Source organism: Streptomyces sp. NPDC019531, assembly GCF_044903305.1.
GTDB lineage: Bacteria > Actinomycetota > Actinomycetes > Streptomycetales > Streptomycetaceae > Streptomyces.
The window spans coordinates 30,538-50,284 of record NZ_JBJDQL010000026.1 but is presented as its reverse complement, the minus strand read 5'-3'; the positions used below and the strand labels follow the sequence as shown (position 1 = coordinate 50,284).

Annotated in this window: 18 protein-coding genes; 9 read left to right on the top strand and 9 right to left on the bottom strand. The window is 71.0% G+C overall.

What is annotated here, in order from left to right:
- Nucleotides 1–72 precede the first annotated feature (72 nt).
- The 3 genes from ACI2L1_RS27000 to ACI2L1_RS26990 are packed head-to-tail and all read left to right on the top strand — an operon-like array spanning nt 73 to nt 2,024.
- Nucleotides 73–912 carry a YceI family protein gene (locus ACI2L1_RS27000; RefSeq protein ID WP_404741955.1) on the top strand — a complete coding sequence of 280 codons (840 nt, stop codon included), beginning with the start codon at nt 73–75 and terminating at the stop codon, nt 910–912.
- 34 nt (nt 913–946) lie between these two features.
- Nucleotides 947–1,546, top strand: a complete 600-nt coding sequence (locus ACI2L1_RS26995; protein WP_404741954.1) for a class I SAM-dependent methyltransferase — start codon at nt 947–949, stop codon at nt 1,544–1,546.
- A gap of 4 nt (nt 1,547–1,550) precedes the next feature.
- Nucleotides 1,551–2,024, top strand: coding sequence for a PPOX class F420-dependent oxidoreductase (locus ACI2L1_RS26990; RefSeq protein ID WP_404741953.1), 474 nt, complete (start codon nt 1,551–1,553; stop codon nt 2,022–2,024).
- A gap of 36 nt (nt 2,025–2,060) precedes the next feature.
- Here ACI2L1_RS26990 and ACI2L1_RS26985 read toward each other — a convergent pair whose 3' ends face one another.
- The 8 genes from ACI2L1_RS26985 to ACI2L1_RS26950 all read right to left on the bottom strand — a co-directional run bounded on the left by ACI2L1_RS26985 (nt 2,061) and on the right by ACI2L1_RS26950 (nt 12,343).
- On the bottom strand, nt 2,061–2,858 hold the full coding sequence (locus ACI2L1_RS26985; RefSeq protein ID WP_404741952.1) for a TetR/AcrR family transcriptional regulator: 798 nt from the start codon (nt 2,856–2,858) through the stop codon (nt 2,061–2,063).
- Between the two features lie 154 nt (nt 2,859–3,012).
- Nucleotides 3,013–4,509 carry an MFS transporter gene (locus ACI2L1_RS26980; RefSeq protein ID WP_404741951.1) on the bottom strand — a complete coding sequence of 499 codons (1,497 nt, stop codon included), beginning with the start codon at nt 4,507–4,509 and terminating at the stop codon, nt 3,013–3,015.
- Nucleotides 4,510–4,606: 97 nt separating this feature from the next.
- Nucleotides 4,607–6,802 carry an ArnT family glycosyltransferase gene (locus ACI2L1_RS26975; protein WP_404741950.1) on the bottom strand — a complete coding sequence of 732 codons (2,196 nt, stop codon included), beginning with the start codon at nt 6,800–6,802 and terminating at the stop codon, nt 4,607–4,609.
- Complete coding sequence (locus tag ACI2L1_RS26970; RefSeq protein ID WP_404741949.1) at nt 6,802–8,325, bottom strand: glycosyltransferase; 1,524 nt, start codon at nt 8,323–8,325, stop codon at nt 6,802–6,804. Before ACI2L1_RS26970 ends, ACI2L1_RS26975 begins: the two co-directional genes overlap by 1 nt.
- Before the next feature lie 14 nt (nt 8,326–8,339).
- Entirely contained in the window at nt 8,340–9,998 is a 1,659-nt protein-coding gene (locus tag ACI2L1_RS26965) for an ATP-binding protein (RefSeq protein ID WP_404741948.1), read from the bottom strand.
- Nucleotides 9,995–10,735 (bottom strand): response regulator transcription factor, encoded by a 741-nt coding sequence (locus tag ACI2L1_RS26960; protein ID WP_037711888.1) that lies wholly within the window; start codon nt 10,733–10,735, stop codon nt 9,995–9,997. The genes ACI2L1_RS26965 and ACI2L1_RS26960 overlap by 4 nt, the downstream gene beginning before the upstream one ends.
- A gap of 226 nt (nt 10,736–10,961) precedes the next feature.
- Nucleotides 10,962–11,837, bottom strand: coding sequence for a DUF2797 domain-containing protein (locus ACI2L1_RS26955; protein ID WP_404741947.1), 876 nt, complete (start codon nt 11,835–11,837; stop codon nt 10,962–10,964).
- A 116-nt stretch (nt 11,838–11,953) separates the two neighbouring features.
- Nucleotides 11,954–12,343 (bottom strand): HGxxPAAW family protein, encoded by a 390-nt coding sequence (locus tag ACI2L1_RS26950; protein WP_404741946.1) that lies wholly within the window; start codon nt 12,341–12,343, stop codon nt 11,954–11,956.
- Between the two features lie 81 nt (nt 12,344–12,424).
- Between ACI2L1_RS26950 and ACI2L1_RS26945 the strand changes: the two genes are divergently transcribed.
- From ACI2L1_RS26945 to ACI2L1_RS26930, 4 genes are all read left to right on the top strand, one after another.
- Entirely contained in the window at nt 12,425–12,913 is a 489-nt protein-coding gene (locus tag ACI2L1_RS26945) for a MarR family winged helix-turn-helix transcriptional regulator (RefSeq protein ID WP_404741945.1), read from the top strand.
- 155 nt (nt 12,914–13,068) lie between these two features.
- Nucleotides 13,069–13,623, top strand: coding sequence for a GtrA family protein (locus ACI2L1_RS26940; RefSeq protein WP_404741944.1), 555 nt, complete (start codon nt 13,069–13,071; stop codon nt 13,621–13,623).
- A gap of 48 nt (nt 13,624–13,671) precedes the next feature.
- Nucleotides 13,672–14,244 (top strand): ferredoxin, encoded by a 573-nt coding sequence (locus ACI2L1_RS26935; protein ID WP_404741943.1) that lies wholly within the window; start codon nt 13,672–13,674, stop codon nt 14,242–14,244.
- A 380-nt stretch (nt 14,245–14,624) separates the two neighbouring features.
- Complete coding sequence (locus ACI2L1_RS26930; RefSeq protein WP_404741942.1) at nt 14,625–14,819, top strand: hypothetical protein; 195 nt, start codon at nt 14,625–14,627, stop codon at nt 14,817–14,819.
- 89 nt (nt 14,820–14,908) lie between these two features.
- Here the strand turns inward: ACI2L1_RS26930 and ACI2L1_RS26925 are convergent, their stop codons facing one another.
- Nucleotides 14,909–16,351, bottom strand: a complete 1,443-nt coding sequence (locus ACI2L1_RS26925; RefSeq protein ID WP_404741941.1) for a DUF2079 domain-containing protein — start codon at nt 16,349–16,351, stop codon at nt 14,909–14,911.
- Between the two features lie 150 nt (nt 16,352–16,501).
- On the opposite strand from ACI2L1_RS26925, the gene ACI2L1_RS26920 reads away from it, so the two are divergent.
- Together ACI2L1_RS26920 and ACI2L1_RS26915 are read left to right on the top strand one after the other, a co-directional pair.
- Nucleotides 16,502–17,248 carry a response regulator transcription factor gene (locus ACI2L1_RS26920; protein ID WP_404741940.1) on the top strand — a complete coding sequence of 249 codons (747 nt, stop codon included), beginning with the start codon at nt 16,502–16,504 and terminating at the stop codon, nt 17,246–17,248.
- Between the two features lie 145 nt (nt 17,249–17,393).
- Entirely contained in the window at nt 17,394–18,803 is a 1,410-nt protein-coding gene (locus ACI2L1_RS26915) for a sensor histidine kinase (RefSeq protein WP_404741939.1), read from the top strand.
- The last annotated feature ends 944 nt before the right edge of the window (nt 18,804–19,747 follow it).

Here is a 19,747-nt window from a genome sequence, read left to right as displayed (position 1 = left end):
GCGCGTGCTCTGAGGGGAGGCGCGTACCCGCCGCGGGCCGGTCGCAGTTTCGCAGCCGAGGAGTTACGTGAAATGGGACTGACCGCGAGGATCCGAACCCGGGACGGATGGGCCGTGTCGCACGCGGTCGTCACGGTGACCGACATGACCGGGACGCAGGTGCTGCGTGCGGAGGCGGACGCGGAGGGCGCCGTACGGGACGGGACTCCGCTGGAGCCGGGGCCGTACACCGTCATCGTCACGGCCGTCGGCTACGCGCCCGCCGCGTCGAGCGCGATCGTCACCGCTGGGGGTACCCCCTCTGAGGGAGGGCGCGCCGAGGTCGGCACGGTCACGCTGGCCCGTATCGGCGGGGCCGAACTCCCTCCGCCGGGCCCGTGGACCGTGGACCCGGCCCACTCCGCCGTGGGCGCGGTCGCCCAGCACCTGGGTATCTCCAGCGTGCACGGGCGGTTCACGGACTTCACCGCGGCGATCGAGGTCGCCCCGGACGATGTGACCAAGTCCCGGGTGGAGGCGGTGATCCGGGCCGCCTCCATCGACACGGGCAACGCGATGCGGGACGAGCACCTGAGGTCGGCGGACTTCCTGGACGTCGAGCGGTACCCGGAGATCACGTACCGGTCGACGGGACTGGCCGTGGCCGGTACGGACCGGTGGACCGTGCGGGGCGAGCTGGCGATGCGCGGTGTCGTACGACCCGTTGACCTGGACCTCGCCTACCTGGGCACCGGCGCCGACCCCTGGGGCGGGACCCGGGCCGCCTTCCGGGCGACGACCCAGCTGCGGCGGGAGGACTTCGCCATGAACTACAACCAGGTCGTGCAGGCGGGGATCGCGGCGATCGGGACGACGCTCAAGGTGGAACTCGATGTGCAGGCGGTGCAGGGGGAGTCGTTGCCGCAGGTCTGAGGCCGTTGTCAGTGGTAGGTCGTAGGTTTGTGGCATGGAGCCGAACACGGGGGTGCAGGGCTACTACGCCGAGTCGGCGGAGCGGCTGGGGAGGGTGTACGAGAGCGTCTCGTTCGAGGCCGTGCACGAGGCGCTGCTGGACCTGTTGCCGGACCCGCCCGCGCGGGTGCTGGACATCGGCGCGGGCACCGGGCGGGACGCGGCGGCGCTGGCCCGGCGGGGGTTCGGGGTCGACGCGGTGGAGCCGGTGGCGGAGCTGCGGCGCGTGGCCGAGCGGCTGCACCCCGACAGCGGGGTGAGCTGGCGGGCGGGCGCCCTTCCGGAGATACCCGGTGTGCGGGGGCCGTACGACGTCGTCCTGCTGTCCGCGGTGTGGATGCACCTGAGGCCGGAGGAGCGGCCCGTCGCCATGCGGCGCCTGGCCGGGCTGCTCGCCCCGGGCGGCATCCTGCTGGTCACGCTGCGGCGCGGTGAGCCGCCGGTGGATCGGCGGATGTACGACATCCCGCCCGAGGAGGTCGCCGGGCATGCGGCGGAGGCAGGGCTGAAGCTGCTGCGGATCGTGGACGAGGGGGCGGACCGGCTCGGGCGTGACGCTGTTCGGTGGAACTCCGTGGCGCTCCAACTAGGCTGATTCCATGGCACCGAACATCGCGACCAACAAGGCCGTTTCCCTTGACGAGCTGCTGGACTTCGTGCGGCCCCGGCACCGGGCGATTCTGTTGACGCGGCGGGGGGACGGGTCGCCGCAGGCCTCGCCGCTCACGTGCGGGGTGGACGACTCCGGCCGGATCGTGGTGTCCACGTATCCGGAGCGGGCGAAGACGCGGAACGCGAAGCGGGACGCACGGGTCAGCGTGATCGTGCTGAGCGACGAGTGGAACGGACCGTGGGTTCAGGTCGACGGAACCGCGGAGGTCGTCGACTCGCCGGAGTCCGTGGAGCCGTTGGTGGAGTACTACCGGAACATCGCGGGGGAGCATCCGGACTGGGACGAGTACCGGGCGGCGATGCGGAAGCAGGGGAAGTCGATCATTCGGGTCACGCCGGAGCGGTGGGGGCCTGTTGCCACCGGCGGTTTTCCGGCGAGGCTGGCTTCGCCGGACGCCTGAGGGGGTGGGGGCTTCGGTTCGTTGGCGGGTGCGGGTTCACTGGGGCTGGTCGCGCCGTTCCCCGCGCCCCTGAGGAGTTGCACTCACCATCGCTTCGATGCCTGCCAGCAAGAGGTCCAGGGCGAACTCGAAGTCCCTGTCCCGCATTTCCTCCACCGTGTCCCCGCCCCTCGCCGTCATGATCTCCTCGTTCTCCTTGAGGATCTCCGCGGCGTCGGGGGCCTGGGCGGCGGCCGTCATGGCGTGGCGGAAGTAGGCGTCCTGGGTCATGCCGGCCTGGGTGGCGCGGGTGACGAAGTGGCCCTCGATGGTGCCGAAGCCGTAGACGAACTGGAAGACGGCGGAGATCGCGCCGGTGATGCCGTGGGCGGGCAGGCCGGTCTTGCGGATCACGCGGTGCACGATCCGGGAGAAGGCGAGGGAGTTGGGGCCGATGTTGAGGAACGTGCCCGCCAGCGGGGAGATCCAGGGGTGCCGGACCAGCAGGCCCCGGTACTCCGTGGCCACCGTGCGCAGCTGGTCCCGCCAGTCCTCGTCGGCCTCCGGATTGGGCAGCTCCAGTTCGCCGAAGGTGGCGTCCAGCGCGAGTTCGAGAAGGTCGTCCTTGGTGTCGACGTACCAGTAGACGGACATCGCGGTCACGTTCAGCTCGGCGGCCAGCCGCCGCATGGAGAACTTGGCCAGCCCCTCGGCGTCCAGGAGACGGACCGTGACGTGGGTGATGCGTTCACGGTCCAGCCCGGAGGGCTGCCCGCCGCCCCGGCCGCCCCGGCGCACCTTGCCTTCGAGCCAGACACTGGTTCGCGCGGCCGCTCCTTGGCCTGCCTTCACCATGGCGCACCTTCCGAGACGTCGTTCACTGGCAAAGATGCTAGGCCCGCACCGATCTGTAAGGGGCGCGGGGCTGTGTCGATTTGCGGCTCCGCCGCGTGGGCGCGACCAGCCACAACGAGCCCGCACTCGCCGACGAGCCCAAGCCCCCACCCCACTAGGCGCCCTCCACCCTCTCCGCCCGCCGCAACAAAACACCCGCCACCACCCCACCCAGCAACACAGCCACCGCCCCCACCAACTGACTGCTCTCCAGTCCGGAAGCGAACGCGTCAGTGATGCGCGCCCTCTCCGAAGCCGACCCCGCCTCCGCCAACGCCCCCGGCAGGGACACCGCGGCCACCGAAATCCCCGCCGCGAACCGAGCGTTCAGCACCGCGCCGAGGACCGCGACCCCCAGCCCCTGCCCGAACTCCGCCACCGTGCCGTTGATCCCCGCCCCGACGCCGGCCTTCTCCGGAGGGATCGAGCTCATGATCGCGTGGGCCATCGCGGGGCTGGCGACCGCGGCTCCGGCGCCGATGAGCACCAGGCCCAGCAGTGTGCCCGGATACCCGTGGTCGGTGAGCGTGGCGATGGAGAGGAGGCCCGCCGCCATCACCGCCATCCCCAGCCCGATGGACAGCGGGGTGCCGAGCCGTGTCGACCACCTCGCCGACAGACCCGTGAAGTTCAGGGCGACGATCATCAGGGCGAGCGGTGCCGTCCGCAGCCCCGCCTCCAGGGGGCCGTATCCGAGGACGAACTGCATGTGCTGGGTGAGCAGGAAGAGCGAGCCGCCCATACCGAAGGTGATCAGCACCGCTCCCGCCACGGCTCCCGTGAACCGCCGGTCGCGGAAGAAGTGCATGTCGAGCATGGGATACGGGATGCGGCTCTCCCAGTACGCGAAGCCGGCCAGCACCACGACCGCGACGGCCGCAGGACCCAGCACCCGGCCTGACGTCCAGCCGTGTTCGGGGCCGGAGATGATCGCGAACACCAGGGAGGCCATGCCGATGGTGGAGAGCAGCGCGCCGAGGAGGTCGGGGCGGTCGCCCTGCGGGTTCTTCGACTCGGGGACCAGGATCACGACCGCGACCAGGGCGAGCGCGGCGACCGGCAGGTTGATCAGGAAGATCGCGCCCCACCAGAAGTGGTTCAGCATGAAACCGCCGAGGAGGGGGCCGGTCGCGAAGCCCAGGGAGTTCACCGCCGCCCAGATGCCGATCGCCTTCGGCTGCTCCTCGGGCGAGAAGATCTGCATCGCCACGGCGAGCGTGGTGGTCATCAGCAGCGCGCCGCCGACGCCCATCCCGGCCCGCGCCGCGATCAGTTGGGCGGTGGAGTCCGCGAGCCCGGCGACCAGCGAGCCCACCCCGAACAGCACCAGTCCGGCGGCCAGCATCTTCTTGCGGCCGTAGCGGTCGGCCGCGCTGCCCGCGGTGAGCAGCAGTCCCGACTGCACCAGCGAGTACGCGTTGATCATCCACTGGATGTCGGAGGTGGCCGCGCCCAGTTCGCTGGTGAGCGAGGGGATCGCCACGTTCAGGATCGTGTTGTCCAGGAGCACGGTCAGCTGGGCGAGGCAGATGACGCCGAGTATCAGCCAGCGCTGGGGGTGGCCCTGGGCGACGGTGGCGGGCGCGGGAGCGGGAGCGGTCATGCCGTACACCGTAGAACAGTTCCTATACGCCGTACAACGCAACCCTGTCGTAGACATGCGAGAAGGGCGGCGACCGAAGTCACCGCCCTTCCCCTTGGGAGAACCGTCAGCTGCTCGCCTTCTGGGTGAGGTCGTAGAAGGTGGCCGAACCGACCGTCACCTTCTTGAAGTTGGCCTCGACCCACGAGGTGATCTGCGAGGACGTACCGCTGCTGCTGCCGCCCATGCCACCACTGGACCCGCTGGAGATGAAGTAGTGGACCTTGCCGTCCGCCACGTACTTCTTGAACTCGGCCAGCGTCGGGGACGGGTCGGTGCCGTTGAAGCCGCCGATCGCCATCACGGACTCGTCGGAGGCCAGCTGGTAGCTCGCCGCATTCTGGGCACCGATCGCGGCCGCCGCCCAGGTGTAGTCGTCCGCGTCGGCCTGCAGCAGCTTCTTGGCCTCGGAGGAGACGCTGGCGCCGTTGAGCAGACCGCCGACGCCACCGCCGCCACCCATGCCGCCGCCCTCACCCGTACCGCCGGGCATACCGCCCTGCTGGTTCTGGGTGGTGCCGTTGCCCTGGGTGTTGCCGTTCTGGCCGGGCATGCCGCCGCCCGGGAAGCCCTGGCCCTGCTGACCCTGTCCCTGGCTCTGCGTGTTGCCGTTGCCGTTCTGCTGGGTCTGGCCGCCCGGGCCGCCACCGTTGCCGCCGCCGAAGCCGCCGCGACCGCCGCCGCCACCGGGACCGCCGCCCATGCCCGCCCCCGACGGACCGGCCGTCGGAATCGAGCCGGTGTGCGCGGAGTTGACCGTGCTCAGCGTGTACGCCGCAGGACCGGCCAGCGCCGCCACGATGCCCAGCGCCGCCGCGGCGAGCGCGAGCTGCCGGCCGAGCTTGGCCACGAAGACCAGACCGAGCGCGGCGACCAGCCCGCCGATGAGGACCAGCCACTTCAGCCAGGGCAGGTAGTCCGGAGTGCGGTTGAGAAGGACGTAGCCCCAGGCGGAGCCCGCCACGACCGCGGCCGCGAGGCTGAGCGAGGCCCACATCTCGGCGCGCTTCTCCCAGAGGATGCCCGCGCCCATGCCGACCACGGCGGCCATGTAGGGGGCCAGGGCGATCGTGTAGTACTGGTGGAAGATGCCCGCCATGAAGCTGAAGACCACCAGGGTGATCAGCAGCGAGCCGCCCCACACCAGGAACGAGGCCCGGGTCACCGAGGTCCGCTTGAGCTTGCGGGTCGCCACCAGGCCCGCGGCCAGCAGGATCAGCGCGGCCGGCAGCAGCCAGGAGATCTGCGCGCCGATCTCGGAGTTGAACATCCGGTTCCAGCCGGTCTCGCCCCAGGCGCTGACGGTGCCGCCGCCGGGTCCGACACTGCCGGTCTCCTCGCCGTTCAGGCGGCCGAGACCGTTGTAGCCGAAGGTCAGCTCCAGGAAGGAGTTGTTCTGCGAGCCGCCGATGTAGGGGCGGGAGGAGGCGGGCCACAGCTCGACGATCGCGACCCACCAGCCGCCCGAGACGACCAGGGCGAGGGTGGCCGCGGCCAGCTGGCCGAAGCGCTTCTTCAGGGAGACCGGTGCGACGACCGCGTACACGATCGCGAGCGACGGCAGGATCAGGAAGGCCTGCAGGGTCTTCGCGAGGAAGGCGAAGCCGATCGCGACGCCCGCCCACACCAGCCACTTCGTCTTGCCGTCCTCGACGGCGCGGACGACGAAGTAGCAGGCCAGCGCCATCAGCAGGGCCAGCATCGCGTCCGGGTTGTTGAACCGGAACATCAGCGCCGCGACGGGGGTGAGCGCGAGCACGGCGCCCGCGATCAGACCGGCCGCGGGGCTGAACCGGCGGCGCACGGAGGCGTAGACGACCGCGACGGTGCCGACGCCCATGAGGACCTCGGGGCCGAGGATCGTCCAGGAGTTCAGGCCGAAGATCCTCGCCGCGATCTCCATCGGCCACAGGAACGCCGAGGGCTTGTCGACGGTGATGGCGTTGCCCGCGTCGAGCGAGCCGAAGAACATCGCCTTCCAGCTCTTGGTGCCGGCCTGGACGGCCGCCGAGTAGAAGGAGTTGGCGTAGCCGGAGGCGCTCAGGTTGTAGAAGTAGAGCGCCGCTGTGGCGAGCAGCAGGCCCCAGAACGCCGGGCGCACCCAGCGGGGATCCTCGGGGCGGCCGCGCCACAGTCTTTGCGCGAAGGGCTGCTTGGGTTCACCGGACTCGGGGGCCGGGGGAGCGACCGGCGCCTCGGGGGCCGTCGCCGCCGGACCCCACCCGGAACCCTGCTGGGTCGGATGGTCGGTCTGCGTGGTCATCAGGAGTTCCTCGGGTCGGTGTCGGTCGGACGCACCGGGTTGAGGTGCATCGTGGCGTCCTTCCAGGAGCGCTGCTCCGCGGCTTCACCGGCGCGGAACTCGGTCGTGTCGTACGGAGACTGCGGGCCGCGCGGTGCCGTGGCGTACTGGTTCGCCGTCGGGCGCTGCGGCAGTGCCGGGTAGGTCTGTGCGGCGGGGAGCTGCTGGGTGGAGTACGTCGGCGAGGACGGGGTGTGCGAGGGCGGGGTGTGCGAGGCCACGACGGTCGAGCGTGGCTGCTCGTCGTCGCGGTCGGGGAACACCCAGGCCCGGAAGAGCAGGAAGCGCAAAACCGTCGCCGCGAGGTTGGCGGCGATCAGGACCGCCAGCTCGGTGGAGTGCGCCGGGTCGCTGGTGGCCGCGTTCAGGGCGGCCAGCGAACCGGCGGTCAGCGCGAGACCGATACCGAAGACGACCAGGCCCTGCGCCTGGTGCCGGACGGCGCCGCCCCGCCCGCGCACCCCGAAGGTCAGCCGTCGGTTGGCGGCGGTGTTGGCGACCGCCGAGACCAGCAGGGCCAGCGCGTTGGCCACCTGGGAGCCGCCGAACTGGCGGAAGACGCTGTAGAGCACCAGGTAGAAGAGGGTCGACAGACCGCCGACGACACAGAACCCGACGAGCTGGCGGGCCAGCCCCTTCGGCACGTCCTGCACATCGCGGTCGCGGGGGTCGTCGCCGAACGGGCGGGCGATCCGGTCCAGCGGCAGCGCGCCGGTGGCGAGGGCCTTGCCCACGCGCCACACCCCCTTCAGGTCCTCGGTCGCCGTCTTGACGATGTGGACGGTGGAGTCGGGGTCGTCGACCCAGTCCACGGGCACTTCGTGGATACGGAGTCCCGCGCGCTCGGCGATGACCAGCATCTCGGTGTCGAAGAACCAGCCGGTGTCCTCGACGAGCGGCAGCAGGACCTGCGCCACGTCACGCCGGATGGCCTTGAAGCCGCACTGTGCGTCGGAGAAGCGGGCCTGGAGGGAGCCGCGCAGGATGAGGTTGTAGGCGCGGCTGATGAACTCACGCTTGGGGCCGCGCACCACCCGCGAGCTACGGGCGAGCCGGGAGCCGATCGCCAGGTCGGAGTGGCCCGAGATCAGCGGGGCCACCAGCGGCAGCAGGGCGTTGAGGTCGGTGGACAGGTCCACGTCCATGTAGGCGAGGATCGGGGCGTCCGAGGCGGACCAGACGGTCCTGAGCGCCCGGCCGCGGCCCTTCTGCTCCAGCCGGAAGGCCTTGACCTCCGGGATCTCCGCCTCCAGCCGCTGCGACACCAGGGGAGTGGTGTCCGTCGACGCGTTGTCCGCGATGGTGATGCGGAACGCGTACGGGAACGTGCGCTTGAGGTGCTCGTGCAGTCTCAGCACACACGGCTGGAGGTCCTTCTCCTCGTTGTAAACGGGGATCACTACGTCCAGGACAGGCGTACCGGCGTCGCCGGCCGGGAGGTGCTCCCGCGCCGGCAGGGTGCCGGGAGAAGAATCGGTTCGCATGACAACGACTCTGGTCAAGCGCCCTGTTGCACCCATATGGCAGCGCTGTGCTGTGCCTGTGAGTGCGATTGCCAATTCGTTTCGGGCGCCGGACGCGGGGCCACGGGACCGAGCGCGGGCAGGTGCATGGTGAACACGGTGCGCCCGGGAACGCTGTCGACGGTCACGGCACCGTCGTGCGCGGTCGCGACGGCCTGCACGATGGCGAGACCGAGGCCCGTCGAACCGGAGGCACGGGAGCGCGAGGAGTCGCCACGCGCGAACCGCTCGAAAACGTGCGGGAGCAGCTCGGACGGGATGCCCTGGCCGTTGTCCTCGACGTCCACGCACATCCAGGGGCCGCGCCGCTGCACCCGGGCGGTGACGGTCGTCCCCTCCGGAGTGTGTTTGCGGGCGTTACCGAGCAGGTTGATGAGCACCTGCTGGAGACGGGCCGCGTCACCGGAGACGAGGGCGGGTTCGTCGGGCAGGTCCAGGCGCCAGTTGTGGTCCATGCCGGCCGCGCGGGCGTCGCTGATGGTGTCCACGACGAGCGGGATGAGGTCGGTCTGCTCGAACTGGAGGGGCCGCCCCGCGTCCAGGCGCGCGAGCAGCAGCAGGTCCTCCACGAGCAGCGTCATACGGCCCGCCTCGGACTCGATACGGCCGAGAGCGTGCCGGGTGTCGGGGCCGACCTCTTCCCTGCCGCGTCTGGTCAGCTCGGCGTACCCGCGGATGGAGGCGAGCGGCGTCCTCAGCTCATGACTGGCATCGGCGACGAACTGCCGCACCCGCATCTCGCTCTGCTGCCGCGCGTGGAGGGCGCCATGGACGTGGTCCAGCATCCTGTTCAGCGCGGAGCCGACCTGACCGACCTCGGTGTGCGGATCGCACTGCGACTCGGGCACCCGCTCGCTGAGGTTGACCTCACCGGTGTGCAGGGGCAGTTCGGAGACCCGGGTGGCGGTGTTGGCGACCCTGCGCAGGGGACGGGTGGCGACACCGACGAGGACGTATCCGGCGATGACGGCGGCGCCGAGACCGGCGGCGGTGACGCTGATCTCCACGAGGATCAGGGTGTTGATGGTGCTGTTGACGTCGTCGGTGGGGAGGGCGACGTAGTAGGACTCGCCGCTCACCTTGTTCGTGAGGTACTGGACGCGGTACTCGCCGAGGCCGGGGATGTCCGCGGTGTGGGGGTTCCCGTCCTGGGAGACCTCGGCGATGGCCGCCTTCTGCGCCGCGTTGAGGTTGCTCGTGGTCATGCCCTTGAAGACGCCGTCGCTGTCCTTCTGCTGCTTGGCGATGGCGGCACTGACGATCTTGCCGTTCTGGACGTACGCGGCAATGGTGTCGGGCTGCGTCGGGGCCTGCCCGACGAAGTTCGCGGCCTTCTCCCCGGCCGAGACCTCCGTGTCCGAGCCGGGGGGGTTGGTCTGGGGGGCGGTTCCGTTGCCGGGCTCCGGCGCCTTGTCCCTGCCGATGCCCACCGCGCGCCCGGCGGTCTCACGCAGCTTGCCGTCCAGCTGGTCGTACAGATGTGACCGCAACGCCAGCGTCGTCACCGTGCCGATCACCGCGCACACCACGGCGATCAGCACCACGGACGCGACGACGAGCCGCGTCCGCAGCGTGCGCGGCTTGCCTGCTCGCCCTGCTCGCTTCTGCGCCCGCGGCCGTCGTCGCCCGCTCATGAGGCGGCGGGCTTGATCAGGTAGCCGGCACCGCGCCGGGTGTGGATCATCGGCTCACGTCCCGCGTCGATCTTGCGGCGCAGGTAGGAGATGTAGAGCTCGACGACATTGGCCTGGCCGCCGAAGTCGTACGACCACACCCGGTCGAGGATCTGCGCCTTGCTGAGCACACGCCGGGGATTACGCATGAGGAAGCGCAGGAGTTCAAACTCCGTCGCCGTGAGGTGGATGTTCTCCCCGGCCCGCGAGACCTCGTGGCTGTCCTCGTCGAGGGTGAGGTCACCGACGACCAGCACGGAGTCACTGCGGCGGTCGGCCGCACCGGAGCGGCGGATGAGCCCACGCAGCCGCGCCACGACCTCTTCGAGGCTGAACGGCTTGGTGACGTAGTCGTCACCACCGGCGGTGAGCCCGGCGATACGGTCCTCGACCGCGTCCTTCGCGGTCAGGAACAGCACCGGCACATCGGGCAGCTCACGGCGGAGCCGCCCGAGGACGGTCAGGCCGTCCATGTCGGGGAGCATCATGTCGAGAACGACGGCGTCGGGCCGGAACTCCCGCGCGGTCTGGACGGCACCCGTGCCGTCTCCCGCACTCCGGATCTGCCATCCCTCATAGCGCAGGGCCATGGACAGCAGCTCGGTGATCGACAGTTCGTCGTCCACCACAAGCACTCGGACGGGGCTCCCGTCCGGCCTCAGCAGTTCGGTGCGCCCCTGGGGCGAGGTCGTGGTCATGGTGAACACCTTGTCGGGGCCCCCTGAGAGCACCCTTTCGGAAATCTGTGATTTTCCTGAGAAACTCACAGGCGCCTCTCAGGGAACCCTTGGGGAATCCCTTGTTCGGCGCCCCGGACAGAGCTCAACATGAGGGCACGGCACGGCACTTCAAAGGCGACGACAGCCGCACCACGGTGATGACCCATGCCGTCCACGACCGGCGCACAGCGAACCACTCCCCTCGTCAGAACAACCCGTCCTGAACCCCCGGCGACTCCTTGAACTCCCGCACCGGCACGGTGTTCTCCGCTCCGGCGGCCGGGACCAGCTCCCACCCCGTCATCAGCCGCGTGTCCAGTACGACGACCCCCTTGCCCTCGGTCTCCAGGTGCAGGTCGGGTCCGGCGGCCGCGACGAGCCTGCCGCCGATGGCGCCGCCCGCGACGAGCTCGCTCACCTCACCGACGGCGGCGGGCAGGCCCGAGAGCCCGAAGACCTCGACGTGGTCGACCGGTTCGTACGGCGCGCGCTCCAGGGAGTCGGGCCAGCCGCCCAACAGCACGGCCCGCGCGTGCAGTTCGGCGATCTCGGCGGCCCGGTCGGCAGCCGACACCGGCAGAGCGGACCGTACGGCCCGCTTGTCGCCGTAGGGAACGCGGTCGGGCACCGAGAGCGCGGCCCTCAGCAGTTCCTCGGTGCGCCGCGCCGCCATGAGCGGCCCGGTTCCCAGCCAGCTGAAGCAGACCGCACCCTGCTCCAGCAGCCGCGCGGACCCCCGCTCACACGCGGTGATGCCGACCTTGACCATGCCGGGCCCGAACCACGCCAGATATACCCGGTACGGCCGGGGGTCGTCCGCAAGGGTGTCGGCGGCCACGGAGTGCGCCCGGTCCAGCCGCGCACACTCCTCGCACCGCGCCCCCGTGCTCCGCCCCGACACCGCGGCCCGCGCCGCACACGCATGCCCCCGCGCTCCCACGCATGTCCGCACGCCCCCCTCCCTGACCGCGAAGGCCACCCGTTTCCCCCAGGTCAGCGCACTGCGCCGCCCGCCGTCCCACCGCAGCACGGGACCGTCCGCCGACCACGACAACCCCGAGCACTTCCATCCCTGTGCCATCTCTCACGAGAGTAGGGGGCACCACTGACAACGGCGGTCACGCGGAAACACCGGGCGCCGAACCGACGGCCGTGCGGCCGTGGTCACGGCCACGGCGGGAACGAGGCCGTCGGAGGTCAGCCCACCGACTCGACGGAAGCGACCGGTTCCGCCTGCCTGCCCGCGCCCGCCCCGGGCCCGGCCGCGACCACCGCCGCACTCGGGCGGCCGCCCCGCCCCGCCATCCGGCACCCCACGCACCCGGCATGCCCGCCCCGCGCGCTCGTGTCCCGCACCCGCATCCCCCACTGCTCGCGTGGCCGACGCCCCGGCGGCTTGCCCCAGCCGGACAGGTGCAGGGCCCAGGTGACGAGGGCGCTCACCAACGTGATCGCCAGACCACCGGCGATCAGCGAACCCGACACCATGCACACCCCCACCCCCAGCACGGACGTCCCGACGGCCGCGACGCCGACTCCGGTCCACCCCGCGACCGTGTGCCCCTCGTCATACTGATGTGCACTCACAGATCCTCCTCGACCCGATCCCTCACTTCCTAAGAAGTTTAGCGAAGAAATCTCTCAGCAGCTAAGAGAATCAGGAATCCCATGCACGCCGAGCCCCGCCCCACCGCCACTCCGGCCCAGGCACTGGAGGCGATGGACCTCTTCATCGCCACCGCCCACCTCGGCCAGCAGGAGATGGCCCAGCGGCTGGGCCTGAACGTCACCGACCTGCTGAGCTTCGCCTGTGTCCTGAAGGCGGGCGAGAACCTCCTCACCGCGGGCGACCTCGCCGAGCACGCCCACGTCACGACCGGCGCGGTCACCGGCATCCTCAACCGCCTCGAACGGGGCGGCTACGTCACCCGCGTCCCCGACCCCGCCGACCGCCGTCGGGTCCGGGTCGCCGCGGTCCCCGACGCCGTGGCCCGGGTCGTCGCCCTCTACCAGCCGTACTACGACCGCCTCGACGCCGTCTTCGCGGAGTACTCCGCCGACGAGATCGCCGTACTCCACGACTGGTTCAGCCGTTCGACGAACCTCTCGCTCGAGTACATCGAGGAGCTGCGGGCGAAGGACGCGGACGGCAAGTAGCGGGAGCTCCCCACCCCCATGGTGTAGCCAGCCCTACCTCAGGTCCGGGAGGGCACTCCATCGATCCGGCGAGCCCGCGACGGCATCGTTGATCTCAGCTGATCCACCCGGATCAAGCAGATCAGAGAAACCGCGCCGAGCCGGAGGAAACCACCATGGAGACGCAGACGGCCGACAGGATCCAGTCCCCGTCCTCGCCCTCCCTGACCTCCCTCTCTGCCCCGGCCGCCCCTTCTACCCCCGGCCCGATCGCCTCCTTCGTCCGCTTCGTCGTCTGCGGCGGTGGCATCGGCGTCCTCTCCAGCTTCGCCGTACCGCTGGTGGCCATGGCGATGCCGTGGGCGGTCGCGAACGCCGTGATCACGGTGGCCTCGACGCTCCTCTGCACCGAACTCCACGCCCTGTTCACCTTCGGCACCGGCCGCCGCCCGGGCCGGCGCGAGCACCTGCAGTCCTCCGGCTCGGCGGCCGCCGCGTACGTCGTCACCTGCGCCGCGATGTTCCTCCTGCACGCCGTCCAGTCCTCGCCGAGCATGCTCACGGAGCAGGTCGTCTACCTCACCGCCTCCGCACTGGCCGGCATCGGGCGCTTCCTGGTCCTGCGGCTGTTCGTCTTCGCCGGCACCCGCAAGCCCCGGCGCCCGGCCGCCCGGACCACGGCCCTGCCCCGCCCCGTGCTGTCCCGGACCGCGGTGAGCACCGCCTGCTGACAAGCCCTCTATGTTCAGAGGTGAGTCAGCACCCGAGGAGGAGCCATCGTGCGCGGCTATTGGAACCCCCTGCCCACGGCCCGCCGCCTGGTCGCCGCCTCGGACCCGGCGACCGAGGTCTTCACCGGATTCTGGGCGGAGCGCAACTGGCGCAACGTCCCCGGCCCCTTCTACGGCGCCGCCACCGACTCGATGATGCTGGGCCGCCTGGACGCACCGCGTCACATCTCCTACGACGACGATCTGGGCGACGGTTTCGGGTCGGAGTTCGTCTTCCGCCAGCCCGTGAACGAGGCGGAGACCGGTGACCTGGTCTCGGCGGCGTCGATGGAGCCGTACAGCGGATACGGCTGGGACGGCGACGACCACTGGACCCCCGAGACGGTCCGCACCTGGTGGCGGGAGCGGGCGCGGGTGCGCGAGTGGGCCCTGGACATCTCGGCCGACTGGGGCGCGAGGGGCTCCGGCCGCTACCGCGACCACTACCTCGACGCGGCCCGTGGCCACCGGGACTTCGTGGCCCACCTCGACGACGGGCTGGAGGAGTACCTGCGGGGGTACGTCTTCTGGCTCGACCGCGGCCGGGCACCTCGACGGTGGGAGGCGCTACCGAGGCTGTAGCCGTCGCCACGGCTGATCTCCCCGCGGCAACAGGAAATTGAAGCCGAACCGCACCGGCGCCACCCCGAACACCCCCAGTTCCTCGGCGAGTTCACGGGCCGCCGCCTCTCGATGGCCTCCGCCCGGTCCACCACCCCGATGACCCGATCGTCCTCGTCCACCCGCTCCACCGGTTCGCCCACGACGACCACCATCCCAGAGGGGTACGACACCGCGGCCACACCAGCTGGCGACCCCCTGGGAGTACAGCTGTCCCCACCCCGGATCGGGCGGCCGGCCACATGTCGCCCTCCCGGGATCGGCGGCATCGTAGAAGCCATCGGGAACCTCGAACCCCCGGTCCCGGCCCCGGCCCCGACCCTCCTCCGGAAGGAACTCCCATGAGCCCGCTGCTGACCTCGCTGCCGTCTCCCTCGACCGAGTGCGCCCCCGAGAACGAGCTGACCCCGCTCCTCACCGCCTGGGACCAGGCCCACCCCACCATGGCCGACCCCGACTGGCGCCACCTGCTCGACGAGATCGCCCACCCGCACACCACCCAGGCCTTCCACAGCCTGGCCGTGAGCGCCGTATGAGGTCGTGCCCGTCCTCAACTCCCACCGCGAGAGGCCCCGGAGAACCAACTCCGGGGCCTCTCGTCCGTCCCGGGACCGGTCGGCAGGTGTCACGGCACCCGTTGCAGAAGGACGTATCCGTCCTCCTCGGCGACGGTCCGGTAGCCGTGCGCCCGGGCGTCGGCCAGCAGGCCGCGTTCCTGTTCGGGCGAGAGGGGCCAACCCTGCGGCTGCCCGGTGTCGTCGATGATCCACTGCGGGTCGCGGCGACTGCCCTGGAAGCCGAGCACGGTGACCTCGGTGCGTGATGTCAGGTGGGGCACCAGGCGGTTGGAGGCGGCCACGGTGGCGCCGTCGGGGATGCGGTCCATCAGTCGCCCGGCCGTCGCGAGACGGGGCTCGGTGCGCCAGGTGGCCGGCTGTGTCAGCTGCCACAGCGGGTGCTGGGGCAGCAGGATCACCGTGACGGCGGCGCTCGCGGCCAGCGCGTGGCGCACCGGTCCGGGACGGCTCAGCGCGTCGACGAAGCCCGCGAACATGATCGGCATCAGAACCGCGCTGTAGTGGTAACCCGTTCCCCAGTAGGCCGAGTTGTCGGACGCGAACCGCCACAGCAGGGTCGGCACGGCGGCCCACAGCAGAGGGGAGCGCAGCGCCAGGAACCCGGTCACCGCCAACAGCGCGAGAAGGGTCCCCGCCTTGGCGTCGGGGGTGATCAGGCCCACGGTGTAGTGGAGCAGGAGGTCTCCGGTGCTCTGCGCCGTGGCGTCGGCGCCGGGCACGCTGGAGGTGTACGTGAACGTGCCGCCGGGGCTGAACGCCGGTATGACGACCAGCGTCTCCAGGGCGGAACCGAGCACTCCGGCCGCGGACACGGCGATGCCGGTCCGGCGGTGAGCGGTGCCGCGTGCGATCAGCAGGCCCACCACGGCCGCCGTCAGCCCGAGGTCCTCCTTCACGAGCAGCAGGGGAAGCGCCCACAGGGCCGCCGCGCGGGGCCTGCCCCGTCCCAGCGCCGTGAGGGAGAACGCCAGCAGCGGTACCGCGAAGCACACCTCGTGGAAGTCGAATCCGACCGTTTCCGCGACGCCCCAGGAGGTGCCGTACCCGAAGCCGACGACGAGTGCCGCACCCCGCCCGCGCACCTCTTCGGCCCACCGGGTGAGCGGTATCGCCGCGCCCGCGAGCAGCGCCGCCTGCGCCACCAGCAGCGTCACCGGCGTCGGGAACATCCGGTACACCGGTGCCAGCAGCGCGAGTACGGGCGAGAAGTGGTCGCCGAGGAGGGGGAAGTCCGGCCCTTTGAGCTCGGCCACGGGCAGGTGGCCATGCGCGTAGGACCGTACCGCCTGCTCGAAGATCCCCAGGTCGTAGCCGGTCGTCAGCATCCGCTGGTGCAGCCGAACGGAGAGGGCCGTGTACGCCGTGAAGAGCAGCAGGGCCATGGACAGTGCCGCCCCCCACCCCGCCCGGCCCACCCGGTCCGGCAGGGGCCGGACGGCGACGGGCCCGGCGGCCTTCCCGCGAGGCAGGGTGGTCGAGTCGTTCGGCACAGGGACGCCTCTCGTACGCCGAGCTCCTCGTACGGCGGTTGCCGCTTGAGCTGGGCCCGGACACCGTGCCGGAAGGCCGCTGACCCGGTCCTGACCGAACCTGACGATCGGGTCAGGAAGCCGCCCCGGGCGCTGTGCGAGGCTGGCGAGGTGAGGATTCTGGTGGTGGAGGACGAGCAGGAGCTCGCGGAGACGCTGCGGCTCGGCCTGACCGCCGAGGGGTATCGCGTCGACGTGGCCCACGACGGCCGGGAGGGGCTGTGGAAGGCGCGGACCGGTGACTACGCCGCGATCCTGCTGGACCTCATGCTGCCGCTGCTCAACGGCTACCGGGTCTGCGCCCAGCTGCGCCGCGAGGGCATCACCACGCCGGTGCTGATCCTCACGGCGAAGGACGGCGACTGGGACCAGGCCGAGGCCCTCGACACCGGCGCGGACGACTACGTCACCAAGCCGTTCACCTACCTGGTCCTGGTCGCGCGTCTGAGGGCGCTGATGCGCAGGGCGCGCGGACCGGCCTCCCCGCTGCTGGCGGTGGGCGACCTGGTGCTCGACGTGGCGGCCAGGACCTGCCGAAGGGCCGGCGTCGCGGTACCGCTCACGCCCCGGGAGTTCGCGGTCGCCGAGGTACTGGCCCGCCGTCCGGGCGAGGCGGTCACCAAGACCGAGATCCTCCACCACGCCTGGCCGGACGACGTGGAGGAGACCAACCTGGTCGAGGTCCGGGTCAGCGCGCTGCGCCGCAAGATCGACACCCACTTCGGGCGGCGCTCCCTGCTGACGGTGCGCGGGGTGGGATACCGGCTGGTCGACGACCGGGAACGGGCCGGTGACGACACCGCCGGGGAGTTCTTCGCCCCCGGGGGCAGTGATCTGCCGGCCGGTCCCCGTGCCTGAGGTGCGGGCCGGCGGCCGGTGGCGCATACGGACGCGCGGGCTCCTGCCCCGGTTCCCCCTGCCGCTCCCCCGTTCGGTGCGGGCCCGTTCGGCGCTCGCCGCGGGTTGCGCGGCGGCCGTGCTCTTCAGCGGAGGGGCACTGCTGATGCGACATCAGTTGTACGAGGAGAGGCTGCGCGCCACCTCGTCGGTGGCCCGGGAACAGGTCAACACCATGCTCGGGGCCACCGACGGCGGATCCGTCGGCGGCCCCTGGGGAGCGCCGTACGAGATCGTCGCCGACGACGGCGAGCTCCTGACGTCCAGTCCCGAGCTGGCCCCCTTCGAGCGGGGTGGCCGGGCCTTTCTGCCGGGTCCTGGCAGAGGCGGGAGCATGCCCCTGTACACAGAGCGCCGGTTCCGGTTCCCGGTGGTGACCGACCCGGCCGCCCATGCCCTGTCCGGCCGGACCCTCACCACCGTGGACGGGACGGTGCCCGCCACCGCCATGCGCGGTCAGACACAGGGCCACACTCTGGCCGCCGACGCACGGGCCCGCGTGTACATCCTGATCGTCCCGGACGACGCCGAGCAGGCCGTGGCCTCGCTCGACCACCAACTGATGGCGGGGGTGCCCACCGCGACCCTGCTGGTGGCGTGCGTGGCCTGGCTCGCCACGCGCCGGGCGCTGCGTCCCGTCGAGGCGATCAGAGCGCGCACGGCGTCGGTGACCGCCACCGATCCGCGCGAACGGGTGGAGGTCCCCGACACCGGGGACGAGGTGCAGGAACTGGCACTGACGATCAACGCCACGCTGGAACGGCTGGACGAGGCGGCCCGCGCGCAACGCAGGTTCGTGGCGGACGCCGCGCACGAACTGCGCAGCCCGCTCGCCACGTTGCTCGCCGGCCTGGAGGTGGCGAGCGCCTACCCCGACCGGGCCGACTGGCCCTCCGTGGTGGCCGCGGCCAGCCGTCAGTCCCGACGCCTGAGCGACCTCACGGAGGAACTCCTTCTGCTGGCCCGTCTGGACGCCGGGGCTCCCGCGCCCCCCTCCGAACCCGTCGACCTGGCCGCGCTGGCAGGCCTGCTCGCCGAGGAGTACGCGGAGCGCGCCGGCGCCTCCCCCAAGGTGGACCTCTTCGTCGACGCACCGGGCGCCACGTCGGTGTTCGCCGCGCCGGGCGACCTCGAACGAATCGTGCGGAACCTGCTCGACAACGCGGTACGCCACGCGGACGGCCACGTGCTGCTGACGGTCGCCCAGGACACGGCCAGGCCCCCGTCGGTTCTGTGCACCGTCCGGGACGACGGGCCGGGCGTTCCGGCCTCCGAGAGCGAGCGGATCTTCGAGCGCTTCACCCGCCTGGACGAGTCCCGGGCCCGCGTGGGCGGCGGCACGGGCCTCGGCCTCGCCATAGCCCGCGACCTGGCCGTGCGACACGGGGGCTGGATCGACCTCGCGATACAGCCGACGGGATCGGGAGCCTGTTTCGTCCTTCGACTTCCCCTGACCGACACGACCATCGCCCGCCGACCCGACGTTCACCGAACGGGTGCAGCGGGCCCGTCCTGAACCCGCTGCCGCAACTCCACTGCCGTACGCCCCTCTAACGCAGAAGACCCCGGATCTCTCCGGGGCCCTCGACCTGTGTGCACTCGGCAGGATTCGAACCTGCAACCTTCTGATCCGTAGCTATACAGAGATCAGTCAACAGCGGTCATACAGGCCGCCGTTCGGTCCCCCAGGGTGACTGTAGGCCATGATCGGTTGCTGTGGTTGCTGTACTTCGCTGCTGTACCGCAACACCCTCGGCCGAGGGGCGCTCTTGTCGGCGGCGGTGCTGCCATCCAGACTCTGACCCATGGCTGGGGACGTCAAGGTCAAACCGAAGGGTGGCTGTGAGCGCTGCGGCGCTGGCTGTCGAAGCGAGAAGCCGGTGTACGGCTGGGTGTGCGCTCGATGCGTCCGGGAGCTCGATCTCTATTACCTGATGCTCGTGGGCATGAAGGGTGGAGATCCAATACAGCTCTACTTGGCTGATCGGAAGGCTGGCCGCTTGCCGCCCCGTACATGAGGCCGACACTCGACGACGTGCGGGACAGGCTGTGTCGGCGGATGCTGACGAGTATGAACGCACGTCTAGAAGTCCTCATAGGCACCGAATGGCGCGCAGTCTTGCGCATGGGCCAAGGCGCGATCATGCATGGCAACTCCCCCGCCTTCGGGCCAGTTCCTGAAGGAGCGCAAGACGCCCTTTGGAGGGCAGCGGCCGATGCCCTGGAGAGTTTCGCAGGCCACCCCGTGTCCATCGCCACGTTGGGAGAGGGAGGGACGGAGACCATCATTTTCGGCGCCGGAGCAGCAGGACCGTTCCGCTGCGCCTGGGTCGAAGAAGAGACCTGAGCCCGCCCACGTGATCGATGGAGTGACTTTGGGCTGGAGCTGCTTTGGGGGGAGTGATCATGGCCCCGTAAGCTTCCGGCGCGTCGGGCAGTCTGTGGACCTGCCCGTTAAAG

Bases quoted from the DNA above. Each gene is read 5' to 3' on its own strand.
- ACI2L1_RS27000 (WP_404741955.1), top strand. From the start codon at position 73: ATGGGACTGACCGCGAGGATCCGAACCCGGGACGGATGGGCCGTGTCG.
- ACI2L1_RS26995 (WP_404741954.1), top strand. From the start codon at position 947: ATGGAGCCGAACACGGGGGTGCAGGGCTACTACGCCGAGTCGGCGGAG.
- ACI2L1_RS26990 (WP_404741953.1), top strand. From the start codon at position 1,551: ATGGCACCGAACATCGCGACCAACAAGGCCGTTTCCCTTGACGAGCTG.
- ACI2L1_RS26985 (WP_404741952.1), bottom strand. From the start codon at position 2,858: ATGGTGAAGGCAGGCCAAGGAGCGGCCGCGCGAACCAGTGTCTGGCTC.
- ACI2L1_RS26975 (WP_404741950.1), bottom strand. From the start codon at position 6,802: ATGACCACGCAGACCGACCATCCGACCCAGCAGGGTTCCGGGTGGGGT.
- ACI2L1_RS26970 (WP_404741949.1), bottom strand. From the start codon at position 8,325: ATGCGAACCGATTCTTCTCCCGGCACCCTGCCGGCGCGGGAGCACCTC.
- ACI2L1_RS26965 (WP_404741948.1), bottom strand. From the start codon at position 9,998: ATGAGCGGGCGACGACGGCCGCGGGCGCAGAAGCGAGCAGGGCGAGCA.
- ACI2L1_RS26960 (WP_037711888.1), bottom strand. From the start codon at position 10,735: ATGACCACGACCTCGCCCCAGGGGCGCACCGAACTGCTGAGGCCGGAC.
- ACI2L1_RS26955 (WP_404741947.1), bottom strand. From the start codon at position 11,837: ATGGCACAGGGATGGAAGTGCTCGGGGTTGTCGTGGTCGGCGGACGGT.
- ACI2L1_RS26945 (WP_404741945.1), top strand. From the start codon at position 12,425: ATGCACGCCGAGCCCCGCCCCACCGCCACTCCGGCCCAGGCACTGGAG.
- ACI2L1_RS26940 (WP_404741944.1), top strand. From the start codon at position 13,069: ATGGAGACGCAGACGGCCGACAGGATCCAGTCCCCGTCCTCGCCCTCC.
- ACI2L1_RS26930 (WP_404741942.1), top strand. From the start codon at position 14,625: ATGAGCCCGCTGCTGACCTCGCTGCCGTCTCCCTCGACCGAGTGCGCC.
- ACI2L1_RS26915 (WP_404741939.1), top strand. From the start codon at position 17,394: ATGCGACATCAGTTGTACGAGGAGAGGCTGCGCGCCACCTCGTCGGTG.